The organism is Domibacillus epiphyticus (assembly GCF_001975785.1).
Classification (GTDB): Bacteria; Bacillota; Bacilli; order Bacillales; family Domibacillaceae; genus Domibacillus; species Domibacillus epiphyticus.
This window is the reverse complement of the sequence record NZ_MSFI01000009.1, coordinates 241069-255433: the sequence shown is the minus strand read 5'-3', so window position 1 is coordinate 255433 and position 14365 is coordinate 241069. Positions and strand designations below refer to the sequence as shown.

Here is a 14365-nt window from a genome sequence, read left to right as displayed (position 1 = left end):
GCTAGTGTAAAAGTTTATTCCTTTACACAGGATTGCTATTGCAATTATCTATTACCTTTGCTAAAATATCACTTGTTCTTTACTACAATAAATGAATGATAATAGGGTACGAATAAAACTTCGATCCATTTTAGGAGGTGACAGGAATGCCAAATATTAAATCTGCCATCAAACGCACAAAAACTGCACAAACTCGCACTGCCCGCAACGCACATGTGAAATCTTCAATGCGTACTGCTGTGAAAAAGTTCGAAACTGCAGTTGCTAATAACGATGAAAACGCAAAAGTATTGCTTGTTGAAGCAGTCAGCAAACTTGATAAAGCAGCTGCAAAAGGTCTTATCCACAAAAATGCTGCCAACCGTCAAAAGAGCCGTCTTATGAAGAAGCTCGCTAACTAATAAAAAAAAGTGTCCATAAACGGACACTTTTTTTATTTAAGTTTCATCATAGTCTGCAGCCGGAAGAAAAACATCTCAATGATCATTTTTTTCTCCATTCCACTGCTTTTCATTTCATAATCACTTTCTGCCAACAGCTGCACAATTGAAGACAGTTGGTTTTCTGAAAAAGAAAGGCTCTGACCGGAGGCAATTTTCACTCGAAATGGGTGTACTTTGAGCTGGCCAGCAATTTGCTGCTGTCCATACCCTTTTTTTGACAACTCTTTCACTTGGTAAATAAGCCTAAATTGACCGGCAATCACTGCTAATATTTTAAGAGGTTCTTCGTTTAATCGAATTAAATCATAATAAATACGAAAAGCAGCCTGCCATTTTCCAGTGACGATTTGATCAACAAGACGGAAAATATCACTTTCTAGTGTTCGTGCAGTTAATTTCGTGACGTCTTCTTCCGTTATTTCGCCACCAACACCCGCATGAACGGCAAGTTTTGCTATCTCCATTGCCAGAACAGACAAATTAAAGCCCGCTATATTTAACAATTGATGAATGGCAGCTTCTTCTATTGACGCCCCTTCTTCAGCCGCTTTGCTTTTAATCCAGCCTGACAACTCTCTTTCGGCCGGTCTCTTTGCTTCCAGGACACCCGCTTGCTTTTTAATTAGTTTCGTAATTTTTTTTCGTTCATCCATTTTTTCAAAACGAGCCAGAAACACGAGAATGGAATACGGCGACGGATCTTGTAAATATTGCTCCAGCTTTTTAAGATCATGATCGATCTTTGATTTTTCTGCGGTGAAAAATAACGGATTTTGAACGAAAACTAATTTTCGTTCTCCTAAAAAAGGGAGTGTCTCCGCTTCTTCAATCGCCGCATCAATCGGCACTTCTGTCATATCAAATGATGTTACATTTAAATCTGCCGCATCTCCGTCCAAGACGTTTTTAATCAATAGATTCCGAGCTTCCTCAATAAAATATTGCTCGGGTCCGTAAAGTAAATACAATGAGCGGAACCGGCCGTTTTTTAATTCCTTTAACACATCCATTCATTCTTCTCCCATCATTAATCTTTCTTCATTTTAGAAAAACAACAATCATTTCGCAAGGTCAGTGAAAATTGTGAACATTATTTGTCTTAAAAAATGGAAATACACAGCAGAGTCTGGATTTTTTATCATTGATTGTCTATACTTAAATTGAAATAGGAGGGGTAGTTGTGAACGAATTCGAAAAAAATGTACAATCTAAACGCAACGATGCAGTTGACTCCGCAGTTGGCTTTGTTGTCTCATTCGGCTTCTTTGCTACAATGTTTATCCTTGCCACTGTTATTCAACTCGTCGGTTGATTATCGTTTAGAAAAAGCCACCTGCCCATGCAGGCGGCTTTTTTATTCTGGCTGGATTGCGGTTGAAACTATACCATGTTCCCCTTTAAATGTATAGGAAATGCTTCCATGCTGATCCGTTCTATAAACGTATACCCCGGATAAATTTTCGAGCACTTCTTTATGGGGATGGCCATACCGGTTGTCTACTCCGGCTGATATAACCGCAAACTCTGGCTTGATCGATTTTACAAACCCATCAGAAGTTGATGTGCGGCTGCCATGATGGCCAACTTTTAGCCAGTCTACGTCGATCTTATATTTTTTCTGAAATTCTTGTTCCCCCGGCTCCTCAAAATCACCCGTAAAAAGCCAATTCTCTCCGCCTATGGATGCATACAGAACGAGTGAATCGTTGTTTCCTTCATAATTGCGGTCATTCGGAGATAGAAAGTGAAAAAATGAGCCTCCTGCCGTCCATTGCTCTCCTTCAAATCCTTCACGCACCCTGATCTTTTTATCCGAAGCGGCGGCTAAGATTTCTTTCATCACGTCCACATTTGCTGAACCGGGTGAAATAATGATCTCGTCAGCAGAAATGTATGACAGTACCTCTGCCGCAGCACCTGCATGATCATAATCCGCATGCGTTAAAATTAGCTTGTCCAGTTTTGTTACACCTTTCCTTTTTAAGAATGGAACCACTGTGTCCTTCCCAACAGAAAAACCGCCAGACCTGTCAGCCCACGCCTCTTTTTCAAATGGCAAACGACCGCCTGTATCAATCAAATACGTTCCCTTTCCATATGGAAGCCGAATAAAGATACTATCTCCCTGGCCGACGTCAATAAATGTCACTTCCCCTTCTGAGGAAAAACGGCTTAAACCTGTTAAAACCCCAATGAGCAACCCGCACAAAATTAGACTGTACCATATTGTTTCTTTTTTTTCCCACAAAATAAAAGATGAAATCGCAACCGTACATGCAATCAAAATCCATTCCATATCAGGTTGTCCGGTGACGACAACAGCAAAAGGTAAATCAGCCATCTTTGCGGCTAAGCTGTCCATCATTTTCAGAAATAAATTCGCTAGATCAGTCAGAAGATTCACCGGCATGAAAAAAGATAGGACAAAAGCGGCGAACAAAGCAGGCATCATAATAACAGAATAAAACGGTACGAACAGCAAATTTGCGAATGGCGCAATGATCGACAACTCAGAAAAATGGTAAATCAAAAATGGAAGGGCAGCCATTTGCGATATAACAGATACAGCCAATGACAGTTCAATGACATTCCGGGATCGTTTTAAAATAACTCCCGAGCTTAAGACAAGTGCCAAAGTAACGACATATGACAATTGAAAACCCGCCTGAAAAACTAGATAAGGGTCAAAGGCGAGCATAACAAGAAATGCCGCTCCAAGTGCCGATGCAGGTGTAAGGAGAACGTGTGACGAAATTGCCGCAATGATTGATCCCGTCATGAAGCAAGCACGGACAACAGGCGGAGAGGCGCCAGTCAGCAAAGCATAAAGAGGAAGAAAAATCAAAATAATAAATCGTGCCTGTTCACGTGTAATCCCGGCCCGGATCAGGACAAAAAAAATCAAACCCGTCATCATTGTGACATGCAGTCCGGAGATCGACAAAATGTGAACGATCCCGAGCTGTTCGTAATCCTCATTGACACTTTCACTGCTAGAAGTTCGGTCACCAAATAAAAGTGCGGCTGCAGTGGAATTAAGTGGTTCTGGAAACAAGTTGTAAACATGTTGAAGTGCGGCAATACGCCATCTGGCAGGCGCATAGTGGATGGAATCATTTATCGTGCAATGCTCCTTGGAGATGGATTCAGGAGATAAAATATAAAATGTGTGAATCGTAGATAAATACGTCCGGTAATTAAATTCCCCCGTATTTCTAGCTTCATTCGGTTTCACAGCTTCTGCTCTTATTCTGCACGTCAATCCGGGAGAAATCATAGACGCCAGCTGCTGTTTTTCTTCTTCTGATTTCATTCGATAAGAAAGACGTAAATTTTCACCAGTGAATACTTCATCAACACCTGCATTTAACCGATCGCCGTCCATTTTCAGATCATCTGAAAAGACAACTGTCCATTCGGTTTCGTCACCGGTGAAATGAGACATATGATGTGTCTGATGAAACAGTCCTATTCCATAAAAAACAACAAGTGCGCCGGTCATTAACATGCGATGATGACGACCGGCACCAATCCAAAGTAAACACGATAATGCAAACAGGAAGAATATAATCAAATACGGTGCCTCAAGAGCAGCTAGAGTTGAAGTAAGCGCGGCTGCACCCATTCTGAGAAGCTGCATTCACAACACCCTTTCGTTAAGACGAAGGTAAATGCATAACATCAATATCTTTCAGAAAATGACTATTCCATTTATTAGGATAGGCATTGCGGTATACAATTTTTGAGACACCAGCCTGCGCCAAAGTTTTCGCACAGTTTTCACACGGTTCATGTGTTACGTATGCGGCTGCACCTTTTAGTTTGTCACGTTCCGCATGAAGTACGGCATTTAGTTCAGCGTGCAGGCAGCGAATACAGCGCCCTTGATCAGACAATAGGCAGCCTGCTTCATTACAATGCTCATGCCCGTGTATGGACCCGTTATAGCCCGTTGATACAATGTGCTTGTCCTTTACAATAACACAGCCGACATTTAATCGATTACATGTTGATCGAGTGGCAACCACCTCGGCAATGTTTAAAAAATATTCATCCCAGCTTTTTCTCTCCATGAAAAAAACCTCTTTTCTGTCTTTCCCGATCGGTACCGGTTTCTCATAATAGTTTATCGACAACCTTTAAAGTACGTCAAATCCATTTTTACTTTACTGTAATATGTGATGCAAGCTTTTCAAATGTTTTGTCACCAATTCCGGATACATTCTTTAAGTCCTCCACCGCCTTAAAAGGTCCATCAGATTCCCTGTAGTCAAGAATCGCCTGCGCTTTCGCTTCGCCAATACCAGGCAACTCCTGCAGGCCCGATAAATCAGCGGTGTTTAGGTTAATCAATGGATGATCCACTCCTTCAGGCGTACCAGCACTACCAGCACTACTTCCCGCCTGGGTAGAAGAAGTAGTGACAGGCGGAGCTTCTTCGCCAATCGTTGGTACATAAATAACCATTTCATCGTGCACTTTTTGTGCAAGATTCACCGCTGCCGGATCTGCTTGTTCTGTTAAACCGCCCGCTTTCTTAATGGCATCGTTTACCCGATTATCGCTCGTAATTGTATAAATGCCAGGCATTTTCACAGCTCCTTTCACATCAATCGCGACTTCGACCGGAACCGGATCTTCTTCTTTCTGAATCTCTTCCGAAGCGGTTTCAACCACTGCTTCTGCTTCTTCTACTTGTACAGGCTCAGGCGGCAATTCTTCCTTTTCTGTTAATCCATACAACCAGAAGACCAAAACGACAAGACCCCCTGCGGCCGGAATCTTATACTTGTTAACTATCTGTTTTACATCCATCTTTCATCCTCTCTTTCAAATGGAATAATTGTTTATTTTGTACGTACAGTTAAAGGATGAACAGGAAAGGAGAATGCATCATGAATATTGGCATAATCGGGACAGGGAGTATCGGGACCGTGTTGACGGAATCACTGATCACGTCAAAAGCCGTAGCACCAGAAAAGATTTACGTGTATAACCGTTCACCAGAAAAAGCATATCAGTTGCAAAAATCATTTCCAGGCATTCACGTTGCAAGAAATATAAATGAAATAGCAGAAGAAGCTTATCTGCTATTCGTTTCTGTCCGTCAGCCGGATATGAAGCCTCTCCTTGAAACACTTTCAAAGTCGACAACGGTTCATCACTGTGTTATATCAACAGCTAGCGCCGTGTCCACCACTCAAATGGAATCGGTTCTTCCCTGTTCATGTGCGCGTGTGATTCCTTCTGTCACGAATACCATTTCATCAGGTGGAATTCTTTATTCATTTGGTGATTCATGCGGAATTGATTGGCAGAAAAAAGTAACAGGTCTACTTGATAAAATAGCGGGTGCTGCATTTAAAGTGGACGATGAAACCATTCGGGCCGCATCTGATTTAACAGGATGTGGACCTGCTTTTTTTTCAAAAATGGCCAAAATGTATGCTCAGCAGACGGTTAAATACGGGCTGGAAAACGAGCAGGCGGAAGAAATGGCGTTTCATATGATGATTGGACTTGGCGAGATGTTAAAAAAGAAAGAGTGGTCACTGGAAACATTGACAGAACGGACAACGGCTAAAGGTGGTGTTACGGAACGCGGTATGGTTGTCATTGAAGAATACGCGGTTGATCTGTTTTCATCGCTGTGCAGGATGACGCAGAAAAAAGCAGCTGAGGACAGAAAAGAGGCATCTGCCGCATTTGGCATTACTGAATCATTTCGACGGAACTAATCAATCCCCTTCTTATTTACAAAATCTTCACAAAAAAAGAGCGGCTTATTTGAACTGCACCTCCAAATTTTAGACACAATCTAAAATTTGGAGGTGTTTTTCTTTTGGCTACATTTACGAATAAAGAAAAAATAAAAAACGTGAAACGATATTTAAAAGAAAATGATGGTTGTCCAACAATAGATATTCGGAGAGAAGCTGTATGTATCGCCGGCGCTGACTGTTTAATGGGGAGATTATCACCTGCACGACCGGCTCAAGACCAGCCTATTCGCTTGTCCTTATATCGAGTACTATAACAAACAGCGCATTAAGGCAAAATTAAAGGGCATGAGCCCGGTACAATACCGGACTCATGCCCAACAAGCTGCCGAATGAAATAACCTGTCTATCTTTATGGGGTCACTTCAACTCAGCTGCTCTTTTTCGCTTTAAGAAAGATTCGTTCACTTGTCTCGGAAGGTGGATGTTCAGTAAAATCAGCGGTGATCGCTTCAATCGTAAAACCCGCTTCCACCAACCACTTTCCATACAATTCAGGGGAAAACGTGCGCTGATGATGCAGCTCATCAAACCGTTCATACAGGCCGTTTTCCAGCTGAACAAAAAAGGTCAATTCATGTTCTATACTGTTCTGTTTCTCCCCGGGAAATGCGTTCCAAATAAATGAAATGTCATCACGTGCATCTGCAAACGTTTGTGATTGAAACACATGGCTTATTTTATATACGGAATGGACATCAAATAAAAACAACCCGTCATCTTCAAGATGTTTATATACTGATTGAAATGTTTTTTTTACATCCTCTTCTGTTTCGAGGTAATTTAACGAGTCACAAAAAATCACCGCTGTTTGAAAACGGCCAATGCCGTCAAGCTCTCTCATATCCTGCTGAAAGAGCGGTATATTCAAGTTCTGGATATCTGCTTTTTCACGGGCAATCGAAAGCATTTCATCCGATAAATCTACACCGGTCACATCATATCCTGCTTGTGAAAATCGGATAGCAAGCTCTCCAGTCCCGCAGCCTATATCAAGGACACGCCCTCTTGGTGCTTCAGCCTGTAATAGAGCCGTCCATTCATCGTATGGGGCGTCCTGCATAAGGGCATCATACACAGACGCAAACCGGTTGTAACTCATGACGTTATAATATCGACGTGTGGTGCATCGCCCCATAAACGTTCTAAATTGTAGTACACACGTTCATCACGGTGGAATACATGAACGACAACGTCTCCAATATCTATTAGTACCCAGCGGGCTTCGTCAAAGCCTTCCATACGCTTAATGTCTGCACCAAGCTCTTCTGCTTTTTCTTTTACTTCACGGGCAATCGCCTGTACTTGCTTATCAGAATTACCATGGCAAATAACGAAAAAATCAGCCACAGGGGAAATGCCGTTCATATCAAGCGCGGTAATATTTTCCGCCCGCTTATCATCCGCTGCTTTCGTCACTGCATGTAAAATCGTTTTTTGTTCCGTCAATTAAACATCTTCTCCATTCTGAATATAATCATTGTACGTATCCAGGGTCACCGGAAATACAGGCTGTTGTTTGCTCATCAAAAACATAATTGAATTCTTCACAGCAGCAAGTACTGCTTTGTTCAAGCTTTGTGCTGCGATCTGACGTACTTCATCAACCCCTGGAAAACGGCGTCCTGGTTCTATATAATCCGCCAGATACACAATTTTTTCAAGCGTTGTCATGTTCGGACGGCCGGTTGTATGCCAGCGGATGGCTGACAGGATCACTTCATCTGTTATTCCCGCTTCTTTTTGAACTAGAAACGCTCCAACAGGCGCATGCCACAGTTCATGATGAAATTGAAGAAGCCGCTTATCCATCTGTTCGTCGATTAAGATCTGTCTCATTTCTTCTTTTTTACGAAATTTAGCATAATCGTGAAAAATAGCAGCAAGTTCTGCTTTCTTCACATCCGCCCCGTATTTTTCAGCCAAGCGGATCGCTGTCTCCGCGACACCTAATGTATGTGTATATCGTTTTTCCGTAAGCTGTTTCTCCACTATTTGAAGTGCTTCATACCGCTCCATAAAGACCGTTCTCCTTAATATACCGAATCACACCATCAGGCAGTAAGTATAACAACGGCTCCCCATTCGCTGCTTTTTTGCGAAGAACAGTGGAAGACAAATGAATTTCAGGGGTTTGAATAAGTGTAATTGGGTACGGTGTATCGCTCGAATAACCAGGCCGGTTTACACCAACAAACGTAATCATCTTACTCAATTCATCAATCCCGCGCCAGTTTGGTAAATACTCAATCATATCTGCACCGATGATAAAATAAAAAGATGCATCCGGTTCTTTATTCATTAATTCCCTCATCGTATCAACAGTATACGAAATGCCAGAACGATTCATTTCCGCCTTTTCTATTAAAAAGGAGTCATTTCCTTCAATCGCCAGTTCGGTCATGCGCAGTCGCGATTCATCACTCACATTCCCTTCCAGCTTTTTATGGGGCGGTGCAGCATTTGGCATAAACCTTACTTCTTCAAGACCCAGTGCGTGCTTCACTTCATTTGCCATGACTAAATGTCCGATATGAGGTGGATTAAATGTGCCGCCCAGTATCCCGATTTTTCTCATTTTGGCAGGACGATTTTTTTATTTTCTTTTGATTCTTTATATAATACAACCGTATGGCCGATTAACTGAACGAGCTCTGCTTTAGAACCTCTGGCAAGAGCTTCTGCCACCTCATGTTTGTCATCTTCGTTATTTTGTAAAATGCTTACTTTAATTAATTCACGCACTTCAAGCGCTTCAGAAATTTGCGTTGTCATATTTTCATTTACGCCGCCTTTTCCAACTTGAAAAATGGGTGTTAAATGATGAGCTTCCGCTCGCAAAAATCGTTTTTGTTTTCCCGTTAGCATGTTTTTCCTCCAAGTTTGTCAATAACTATTTTCTCCATCCGATCCGGATCGGCCAGTTTGCCTGTCCATTTTTCAAAAGCAAGAGCACCTTGATAGACAAACATTCTTAAACCATTTTGAACTCTGGCACCTCGCTGTTTTGCTTCTTTCATAATCGCCGTTTCAAATGGGTTATAAATTATATCCGATAAAAAAGCATCTGTGCGGATAGTGCTGAGACGAAGCGGTAAATCTTCCACTTTCGGCGACATGCCAATGGAGGTTGTTTGAATAATAATATCATATTCAGCAAGCTTCGCTTCCGCCTCTTCCATTGTCAGAATCGCTGTATTAACCGGATACGGGCAGCGTGCTTTTAACTGTTGAGCGTTATCGAGCGTACGGTTCGCGATATCGACATGCACAGCTCCCTGCTGGCTAAGCGTATAATAAATTGCCCGTGCAGCACCACCGGCTCCTATGATTAAAATATGTTTATCCAGCACCGGCTTTCCATACTCCTCATGCAGTCCCCGAATAAAACCTTCACCGTCTGTATTATATCCAATAAACTTTCCTTTTTCATTCACGACAGTATTGACGGCGCCGATAGCAGCCGCAAGTGGATCAATTTCGTCAAGCAATGGTAAAATAGCCGTCTTGTGGGGTACTGTTACGTTAAAGCCCGCAACCCCGATCACTTTCATTCCTGCAATTGCCACAGGTAAATCTTCTCTCGTAATATGAAATGGCTGGTAGTGCGCATCCAGCCCTAGCGCCGCGAATGCATCATTATGCATTGCAGGAGACATTGAATGCGCAATCGGATCGCCAATTACACCGTATAGTTTTTTCATCAAGCTTCCCCCAACATCATATTAACGACTTGCGTAGTGTTACAGCTGCTCCTTTTGGGACATACGCTGCGACCTTAGCTCCCGCTTCATTCACCGTTATCCAGCCAAGTCCAGAAAATACAATGTCTGTTTTCGCTTCTTTTATCGTCCATTCCTGACGGACCAATTCAAGCGCCTTTCCATCTTTCCCAGCCGGCTTTAATAGTTCGCCTGCATGATTTTCATACAAATCATCCGCTTTTTCAATTTTTGTACGGTGAATGTCAATCTCGTTGGACACGTGGCAAATAAATGAACGACGTCCCCCGCTTATATAATCAAAGCGTGCAAGCCCGCCAAAAAATAACGTTTGCCCTTCATTTAATTGAAATACTTTCGGCTTAATTTCTTTTTTCGGTAGAAGTACTTTTAAATCCTCTTTCTCAACAAAATGCGCCATTTGATGATGGTTAATGATTCCAGGTGTATCAATAAGTGCACGTCCATCAGATAGAGGGATTGCAATCATATCAAGCGTTGTACCCGGAAAATGCGACGTTGTAATAATATCGCCTTCACCAGTGATTTCTTTAATAATTCGGTTAATAAACGTTGATTTACCGACATTTGTACAGCCGACAACGTATACATCTTTACCATTTCTGTAATGCTCAATGGCATCAGCCGCTTCATGCACTTCATTCCCCTTAGCTGCACTTGTTAAGAGAACGTCCACCGGTTTTAGACCGAGCTGACTTGCTTCATGACGCATCCAATGAATAAGCTTTTCCCGCTTCACTGATTTTGGAAGCAAATCTGATTTATTACCGATTAAAAGTACGGGGTTTTTTCCGGCAAACCGGTGAAGACCAGGCAGCCAGCTTCCATTAAAGTCAAAAATATCGACAATTTTTACGATTAATGATTCTGTATCGCCAATCGTATTTAAGATTTTTAAAAAGTCATCGTCCGTCAATTCAACGTCCTGTACTTCATTATAATGTTTCAGTCTAAAGCAGCGTTTGCATACGACCACTTCTTTTTCAAGTGCTGATGCCGGGGCATATCCAAGACTATCCGGATTTGCTGTTTGTATGGCAACACCGCATCCATCACATGTTATTTGTTCATTGTTCACTGTCGTTCCTCCCATTGAATCATTCCTTTGCGGCGGAAGAAATTCATTAACCTGCGTTCAATTTTACGGTTAATTCTTGTCCAGAAACCATCTGTCGCCGCAATCGGAATGACCAAGATTGTATAAATACCGCTCCGGTTGCCGCCAAATACATCGGTCAATAGCTGGTCGCCAATCACAACCGTTTCATTTTTTTTTACGTTTAACAGTTTAATCGCCTTTCTGAATGCACGCCCCATTGGTTTACGCGCTTCAAAAATAAACGGCAAGTCAAGCGGTGTTGAAAACGAACTGACCCGCTTTTGATTATTATTGGAAACGATGAGCACTTTGATGCCAGCATTCTTCATTTTATTAAACCAGCTTAACAGCTCTGGCGTTGCATCCGGACGATCCCAGGCAACTAGCGTATTATCAAGATCAGTAATAATCGCCTTAATCCCCTTTTGCTTTAAGCGTTCTGGTTCAATCTCCAGGATGCTTTTCACTTGCTCATTTGGCAAAAATAATTTCAGCACAATTTACACCTCTAATTTCAGTCTGCTTACCTTATCATAGCCGATTTTTTCTTATGTGACAAAATAATAATCAGAACAAAAACTTTTCGACAAATTTTTCATTTTCTCCCTGTGGATAACGTTATACACAAATTCACACCATATAAATAAAGGTTTACCGCTATTTTTCAATGTACCATACGAAGTTATCCACGATACCTTGTGGAAAAACGAACGGTTGTTCTGATGTTAATTTTTTGGTACACTGTAAAAAAGATAACTATTACTTTCTGGAGATGAATGTTTATGCATACACTATCCGACAAACTGCTTCTTTCTTCTTATAAAAAAGCAAACGAGCTTAAATTGAACGATGAATTTATTGCATTAATAGAGAAAGAAATGAAACGACGAGCTATTCGTCATCAAAAATACACGACAAAGTAATATTGGAAGATCTCCCGCATACGATAAGCGATAAAGGGGGGATCACCATGATTGAACTTGCCGCCGCTCTCTCTTTTTTATTGAAAGAAGCGGTTTTTTTCGTTTCTTACGTAAAGCACAATGCCTTTCCGCATCCACTTTCGTCTGAAGATGAAAAAAAGTATCTTGCACTTCTTGAGCAAGGGGACCGTCACGCTCGTACAAAACTTATTGAACATAATCTCCGCCTTGTTGCCCATATCGTCAAAAAATTTGAAAAGACAAACGAAGATACAGAAGATCTCATTTCTATCGGTACAATTGGACTAATCAAAGGTATAGAAAGCTATTCCGGCAAGAAAGGAACAAAACTTGCCACCTATGCAGCGCGCTGTATCGAAAATGAAATTCTCATGTATTTTCGCGCACTAAAGAAAACAAAAAAAGATGTATCTCTATATGATCCTGTAGGACGTGACAAAGAAGGAAATGAAATCAGTCTCCTTGATTTGCTGAAAACAGAAGATGAAGATGTTGCAGCCCGTCTATCACTCGAAATGGACATTGAACAGATGAAAAGCTGTCTCTCTGTTTTAGACGACCGTGAAATGGCGGTCATTGCAGCAAGGTACGGTATTGGCGCCGGCAGCGATAAAACACAACGTGAAATAGCAGCTGAGATGAATATTTCACGCAGCTATGTGTCCCGCATCGAAAAACGAGCCTTGGCAAAAATGATGCAGGAATTTAAAAGGCTTTCGGCCAAACAAAAAAGGGGTCCAAAAGAAACCCTTCTGGAGCACCCTTCTTCACGTATGCCATCAGTCGATTGATGCAGAAATCATAACACCTGTCACTGTCGCCAACAGCAAACCTAAAATCATCATGACCATCCTTGCAACACTCCCTTTAAGTTCACTTCAATCGTTACTTCTACTTTATCATAAAAAGGAGTGCCTTGTTATCGTTTTCTTATCCTTTTCCCAGCTCTTCTGTCATTTTCATCACGAGGTTTGCTGAGTGAAGACCTGCTTTTGGCAAAAACTGCTCGAAGGAAATGTTTGATTTCTTTCCAGCAATGTCGGAAAGGGCACGAATGATCACAAATGGTATGTTAAACTGATGCGCCACTTGAGCAATCGCAGCCGCTTCCATTTCAACTGCCTGTAAATCAATAAACTTTTCAGCAATCGACTGTACACGCACCGGGTCACTCATGAATGAATCGCCGGTTGCAATCAGTCCTTTCACTGTTTTAACATCATCGCCTTCCGCACAAGCTGCTGCGATTTGAACGAGGCGCTCATCAGCTTGAAACGCAGGTGGGAGCTGCGGCACCTGTCCATACTCGTATCCGAATGCTGTAACGTCTACGTCGTGATGACGCACTTCTGTAGAAATGACCACATCCCCGACTTGAAGCTCAGGAGAAAGTCCGCCCGCAGACCCTGTATTAATAATAACATCGGGTTTGAATTCGTGAATTAATACAGCTGTAGTCATCGCCGCATTTACTTTGCCTATTCCCGATCTGAGCAATACCGCATCGACACCTCGTAATGTGCCAGCCGTAAATTCACTTCCCGCAATCGTTCTAACTTCTTTGTTTTCCATTTGTTCACGTAAAATGAGCACCTCTTCTTCCATGGCACCAATAATTGCTACTTTCATATTTTTCGCTCCCTTGTGTTTTTTTCTCTTTCAGCCGCAAAAAAACCCGCCGTCAAAAGCGGGAATATGCATTAACGCCCTTTGTCATTTTGTTCGAGCTTTTGTACCTTGACCGGTTTCCAGCCTTCACCATCCACCCATTCAATGTAAACACGGTATGCATCATTTTGATCCGTTTTAGGCGATACGGTACCGATCGCTCCCTGAGGACCGTTTCCGCTTATAAACCAGACTGTCATATTATCCTCGGGTATCCCCGTTGCATATGAGAGAGCATTAACTTTTTCCTGCCAGTCTGTGGAGTCTGTTTCAAAAGAGGATGTGTGATCCCCAGTTTGTGAAGTACCTACGCCTTTCCAATTCGGGTCGACAATATCCTGCTCCACATTCGGATCTGTTCCTTCTGTTATCACTACTTCTTCATCAGAATTTTCCTCTTCTTCAACTGGTTTTTCTGTTTCAGTCAAATCTTCTTCAGATTCTTCTTCCGTCACAGTTGCTTCCTGCTCTTGAGCAGGCTTCGATTCTTCAGGAGCTATTGCTTCTTCGTCATTCCCGCCTGCAAAAATTGTAAATCCAACAATAATAATAAGCAGGACCACAACTGCGATCGCTGTATTTAAAATGCGGTTCGTTTTTCTCCGCTTCGTTTTGCGCTCGGCACGCGACGTATGTTCCATAGCTTTCTCCTCCTCGTTACGCATCCATTTTAACATGTCTTCTTTAC

The 14365-nt window shown here is 42.0% G+C and carries 20 protein-coding genes and 1 pseudogene; 7 read left to right on the top strand and 14 right to left on the bottom strand.

Features of this window, described 5'->3' with window-relative positions; translation table 11 throughout:
• Positions 1 to 146 precede the first annotated feature (146 nt).
• Positions 147 to 401, top strand: a complete 255-nt coding sequence (gene rpsT, locus BTO28_RS06680) for a 30S ribosomal protein S20 (RefSeq protein ID WP_076764758.1) — start codon at positions 147 to 149, stop codon at positions 399 to 401.
• Between the two features lie 32 nt (positions 402 to 433).
• On the opposite strand, the gene holA is transcribed toward rpsT, so the two are convergent.
• Positions 434 to 1453: a DNA polymerase III subunit delta gene (holA, locus tag BTO28_RS06675; RefSeq protein ID WP_076764757.1), complete on the bottom strand. Its 1020-nt coding sequence runs from the start codon at positions 1451 to 1453 to the stop codon at positions 434 to 436.
• A 170-nt stretch (positions 1454 to 1623) separates the two neighbouring features.
• Between holA and BTO28_RS06670 the strand changes: the two genes are divergently transcribed.
• Positions 1624 to 1755 carry a YqzM family protein gene (locus BTO28_RS06670; RefSeq protein WP_076764756.1) on the top strand — a complete coding sequence of 44 codons (132 nt, stop codon included), beginning with the start codon at positions 1624 to 1626 and terminating at the stop codon, positions 1753 to 1755.
• Between the two features lie 42 nt (positions 1756 to 1797).
• On the opposite strand, the gene BTO28_RS06665 is transcribed toward BTO28_RS06670, so the two are convergent.
• The 3 genes from BTO28_RS06665 to BTO28_RS06655 all read right to left on the bottom strand — a co-directional run bounded on the left by BTO28_RS06665 (position 1798) and on the right by BTO28_RS06655 (position 5258).
• The gene (locus BTO28_RS06665; protein ID WP_076764755.1) at positions 1798 to 4083 is read right to left on the bottom strand and encodes a DNA internalization-related competence protein ComEC/Rec2; all 2286 of its coding nucleotides are present in this window, start codon (positions 4081 to 4083) and stop codon (positions 1798 to 1800) included.
• 16 nt (positions 4084 to 4099) lie between these two features.
• The gene (locus BTO28_RS06660; protein ID WP_076764754.1) at positions 4100 to 4516 is read right to left on the bottom strand and encodes a deoxycytidylate deaminase; all 417 of its coding nucleotides are present in this window, start codon (positions 4514 to 4516) and stop codon (positions 4100 to 4102) included.
• Between the two features lie 88 nt (positions 4517 to 4604).
• A complete protein-coding gene (locus tag BTO28_RS06655; RefSeq protein WP_076764753.1) occupies positions 4605 to 5258 on the bottom strand; it encodes a helix-hairpin-helix domain-containing protein in 654 nt (217 codons plus the stop codon).
• 80 nt (positions 5259 to 5338) lie between these two features.
• Between BTO28_RS06655 and BTO28_RS06650 the strand changes: the two genes are divergently transcribed.
• The 3 genes and pseudogenes from BTO28_RS06650 to BTO28_RS16950 all read left to right on the top strand — a co-directional run.
• A complete protein-coding gene (locus BTO28_RS06650; protein ID WP_076764752.1) occupies positions 5339 to 6181 on the top strand; it encodes a pyrroline-5-carboxylate reductase dimerization domain-containing protein in 843 nt (280 codons plus the stop codon).
• A gap of 104 nt (positions 6182 to 6285) precedes the next feature.
• Positions 6286 to 6480: a hypothetical protein gene (locus BTO28_RS16955; protein WP_076764751.1), complete on the top strand. Its 195-nt coding sequence runs from the start codon at positions 6286 to 6288 to the stop codon at positions 6478 to 6480.
• A pseudogene (locus BTO28_RS16950) lies at positions 6464 to 6559 on the top strand (IS3 family transposase); the annotation flags it as partial. The gene BTO28_RS16955 and the pseudogene BTO28_RS16950, both read left to right, overlap by 17 nt.
• Before the next feature lie 34 nt (positions 6560 to 6593).
• On the opposite strand, the gene BTO28_RS06635 reads toward BTO28_RS16950, so the two are convergent.
• From BTO28_RS06635 to BTO28_RS06600, 8 genes are read right to left on the bottom strand one after another with little or no spacing between them, the layout of a single operon-like run.
• The gene (locus BTO28_RS06635; RefSeq protein ID WP_076764750.1) at positions 6594 to 7325 is read right to left on the bottom strand and encodes a class I SAM-dependent DNA methyltransferase; all 732 of its coding nucleotides are present in this window, start codon (positions 7323 to 7325) and stop codon (positions 6594 to 6596) included.
• Positions 7322 to 7672: a ribosome silencing factor gene (gene rsfS, locus BTO28_RS06630; RefSeq protein WP_076764749.1), complete on the bottom strand. Its 351-nt coding sequence runs from the start codon at positions 7670 to 7672 to the stop codon at positions 7322 to 7324. The genes BTO28_RS06635 and rsfS overlap by 4 nt, the downstream gene beginning before the upstream one ends.
• On the bottom strand, positions 7673 to 8242 hold the full coding sequence (yqeK, locus tag BTO28_RS06625; protein ID WP_076764748.1) for a bis(5'-nucleosyl)-tetraphosphatase (symmetrical) YqeK: 570 nt from the start codon (positions 8240 to 8242) through the stop codon (positions 7673 to 7675).
• A complete protein-coding gene (locus tag BTO28_RS06620) occupies positions 8229 to 8801 on the bottom strand; it encodes a nicotinate-nucleotide adenylyltransferase (RefSeq protein WP_076764747.1) in 573 nt (190 codons plus the stop codon). The genes yqeK and BTO28_RS06620 overlap by 14 nt, the downstream gene beginning before the upstream one ends.
• On the bottom strand, positions 8798 to 9091 hold the full coding sequence (gene yhbY, locus BTO28_RS06615; RefSeq protein WP_076764746.1) for a ribosome assembly RNA-binding protein YhbY: 294 nt from the start codon (positions 9089 to 9091) through the stop codon (positions 8798 to 8800). Before yhbY ends, BTO28_RS06620 begins: the two co-directional genes overlap by 4 nt.
• Positions 9085 to 9927, bottom strand: a complete 843-nt coding sequence (gene aroE, locus BTO28_RS06610; protein WP_076764745.1) for a shikimate dehydrogenase — start codon at positions 9925 to 9927, stop codon at positions 9085 to 9087. Before aroE ends, yhbY begins: the two co-directional genes overlap by 7 nt.
• 16 nt (positions 9928 to 9943) lie before the next feature.
• On the bottom strand, positions 9944 to 11059 hold the full coding sequence (gene yqeH / locus BTO28_RS06605; protein WP_408606637.1) for a ribosome biogenesis GTPase YqeH: 1116 nt from the start codon (positions 11057 to 11059) through the stop codon (positions 9944 to 9946).
• Positions 11041 to 11562, bottom strand: coding sequence for a YqeG family HAD IIIA-type phosphatase (locus BTO28_RS06600; RefSeq protein WP_076764743.1), 522 nt, complete (start codon positions 11560 to 11562; stop codon positions 11041 to 11043). The genes yqeH and BTO28_RS06600 overlap by 19 nt, the downstream gene beginning before the upstream one ends.
• Before the next feature lie 285 nt (positions 11563 to 11847).
• On the opposite strand from BTO28_RS06600, the gene BTO28_RS06595 reads away from it, so the two are divergent.
• Positions 11848 to 11988: a sporulation histidine kinase inhibitor Sda gene (locus tag BTO28_RS06595; RefSeq protein WP_076764742.1), complete on the top strand. Its 141-nt coding sequence runs from the start codon at positions 11848 to 11850 to the stop codon at positions 11986 to 11988.
• A gap of 47 nt (positions 11989 to 12035) precedes the next feature.
• Entirely contained in the window at positions 12036 to 12800 is a 765-nt protein-coding gene (sigK, locus tag BTO28_RS06590) for an RNA polymerase sporulation sigma factor SigK (protein ID WP_076764741.1), read from the top strand.
• A gap of 139 nt (positions 12801 to 12939) precedes the next feature.
• On the opposite strand, the gene mtnN is transcribed toward sigK, so the two are convergent.
• Together mtnN and BTO28_RS06580 are read right to left on the bottom strand one after the other, a co-directional pair.
• Positions 12940 to 13638: a 5'-methylthioadenosine/S-adenosylhomocysteine nucleosidase gene (gene mtnN, locus BTO28_RS06585; RefSeq protein WP_076764740.1), complete on the bottom strand. Its 699-nt coding sequence runs from the start codon at positions 13636 to 13638 to the stop codon at positions 12940 to 12942.
• Positions 13639 to 13709: 71 nt separating this feature from the next.
• Positions 13710 to 14318: a DUF1510 family protein gene (locus BTO28_RS06580; protein WP_076764739.1), complete on the bottom strand. Its 609-nt coding sequence runs from the start codon at positions 14316 to 14318 to the stop codon at positions 13710 to 13712.
• Positions 14319 to 14365 lie beyond the last annotated feature (47 nt).

Excerpts from the sequence above, each read along its gene's own strand:
- mtnN (WP_076764740.1), bottom strand. The coding sequence starts at position 13,638 with ATGAAAGTAGCAATTATTGGTGCCATGGAAGAAGAGGTGCTCATTTTA.
- yqeK (WP_076764748.1), bottom strand. The coding sequence starts at position 8,242 with ATGGAGCGGTATGAAGCACTTCAAATAGTGGAGAAACAGCTTACGGAA.
- rpsT (WP_076764758.1), top strand. The coding sequence starts at position 147 with ATGCCAAATATTAAATCTGCCATCAAACGCACAAAAACTGCACAAACT.
- yhbY (WP_076764746.1), bottom strand. The coding sequence starts at position 9,091 with ATGCTAACGGGAAAACAAAAACGATTTTTGCGAGCGGAAGCTCATCAT.
- BTO28_RS06635 (WP_076764750.1), bottom strand. The coding sequence starts at position 7,325 with ATGAGTTACAACCGGTTTGCGTCTGTGTATGATGCCCTTATGCAGGAC.
- BTO28_RS06655 (WP_076764753.1), bottom strand. The coding sequence starts at position 5,258 with ATGGATGTAAAACAGATAGTTAACAAGTATAAGATTCCGGCCGCAGGG.
- yqeH (WP_408606637.1), bottom strand. The coding sequence starts at position 11,059 with ATGGGAGGAACGACAGTGAACAATGAACAAATAACATGTGATGGATGC.
- BTO28_RS06580 (WP_076764739.1), bottom strand. The coding sequence starts at position 14,318 with ATGGAACATACGTCGCGTGCCGAGCGCAAAACGAAGCGGAGAAAAACG.
- BTO28_RS06650 (WP_076764752.1), top strand. The coding sequence starts at position 5,339 with ATGAATATTGGCATAATCGGGACAGGGAGTATCGGGACCGTGTTGACG.
- BTO28_RS06595 (WP_076764742.1), top strand. The coding sequence starts at position 11,848 with ATGCATACACTATCCGACAAACTGCTTCTTTCTTCTTATAAAAAAGCA.
- BTO28_RS06620 (WP_076764747.1), bottom strand. The coding sequence starts at position 8,801 with ATGAGAAAAATCGGGATACTGGGCGGCACATTTAATCCACCTCATATC.
- aroE (WP_076764745.1), bottom strand. The coding sequence starts at position 9,927 with ATGAAAAAACTATACGGTGTAATTGGCGATCCGATTGCGCATTCAATG.
- holA (WP_076764757.1), bottom strand. The coding sequence starts at position 1,453 with ATGGATGTGTTAAAGGAATTAAAAAACGGCCGGTTCCGCTCATTGTAT.
- BTO28_RS06665 (WP_076764755.1), bottom strand. The coding sequence starts at position 4,083 with ATGCAGCTTCTCAGAATGGGTGCAGCCGCGCTTACTTCAACTCTAGCT.
- sigK (WP_076764741.1), top strand. The coding sequence starts at position 12,036 with ATGATTGAACTTGCCGCCGCTCTCTCTTTTTTATTGAAAGAAGCGGTT.
- BTO28_RS06660 (WP_076764754.1), bottom strand. The coding sequence starts at position 4,516 with ATGGAGAGAAAAAGCTGGGATGAATATTTTTTAAACATTGCCGAGGTG.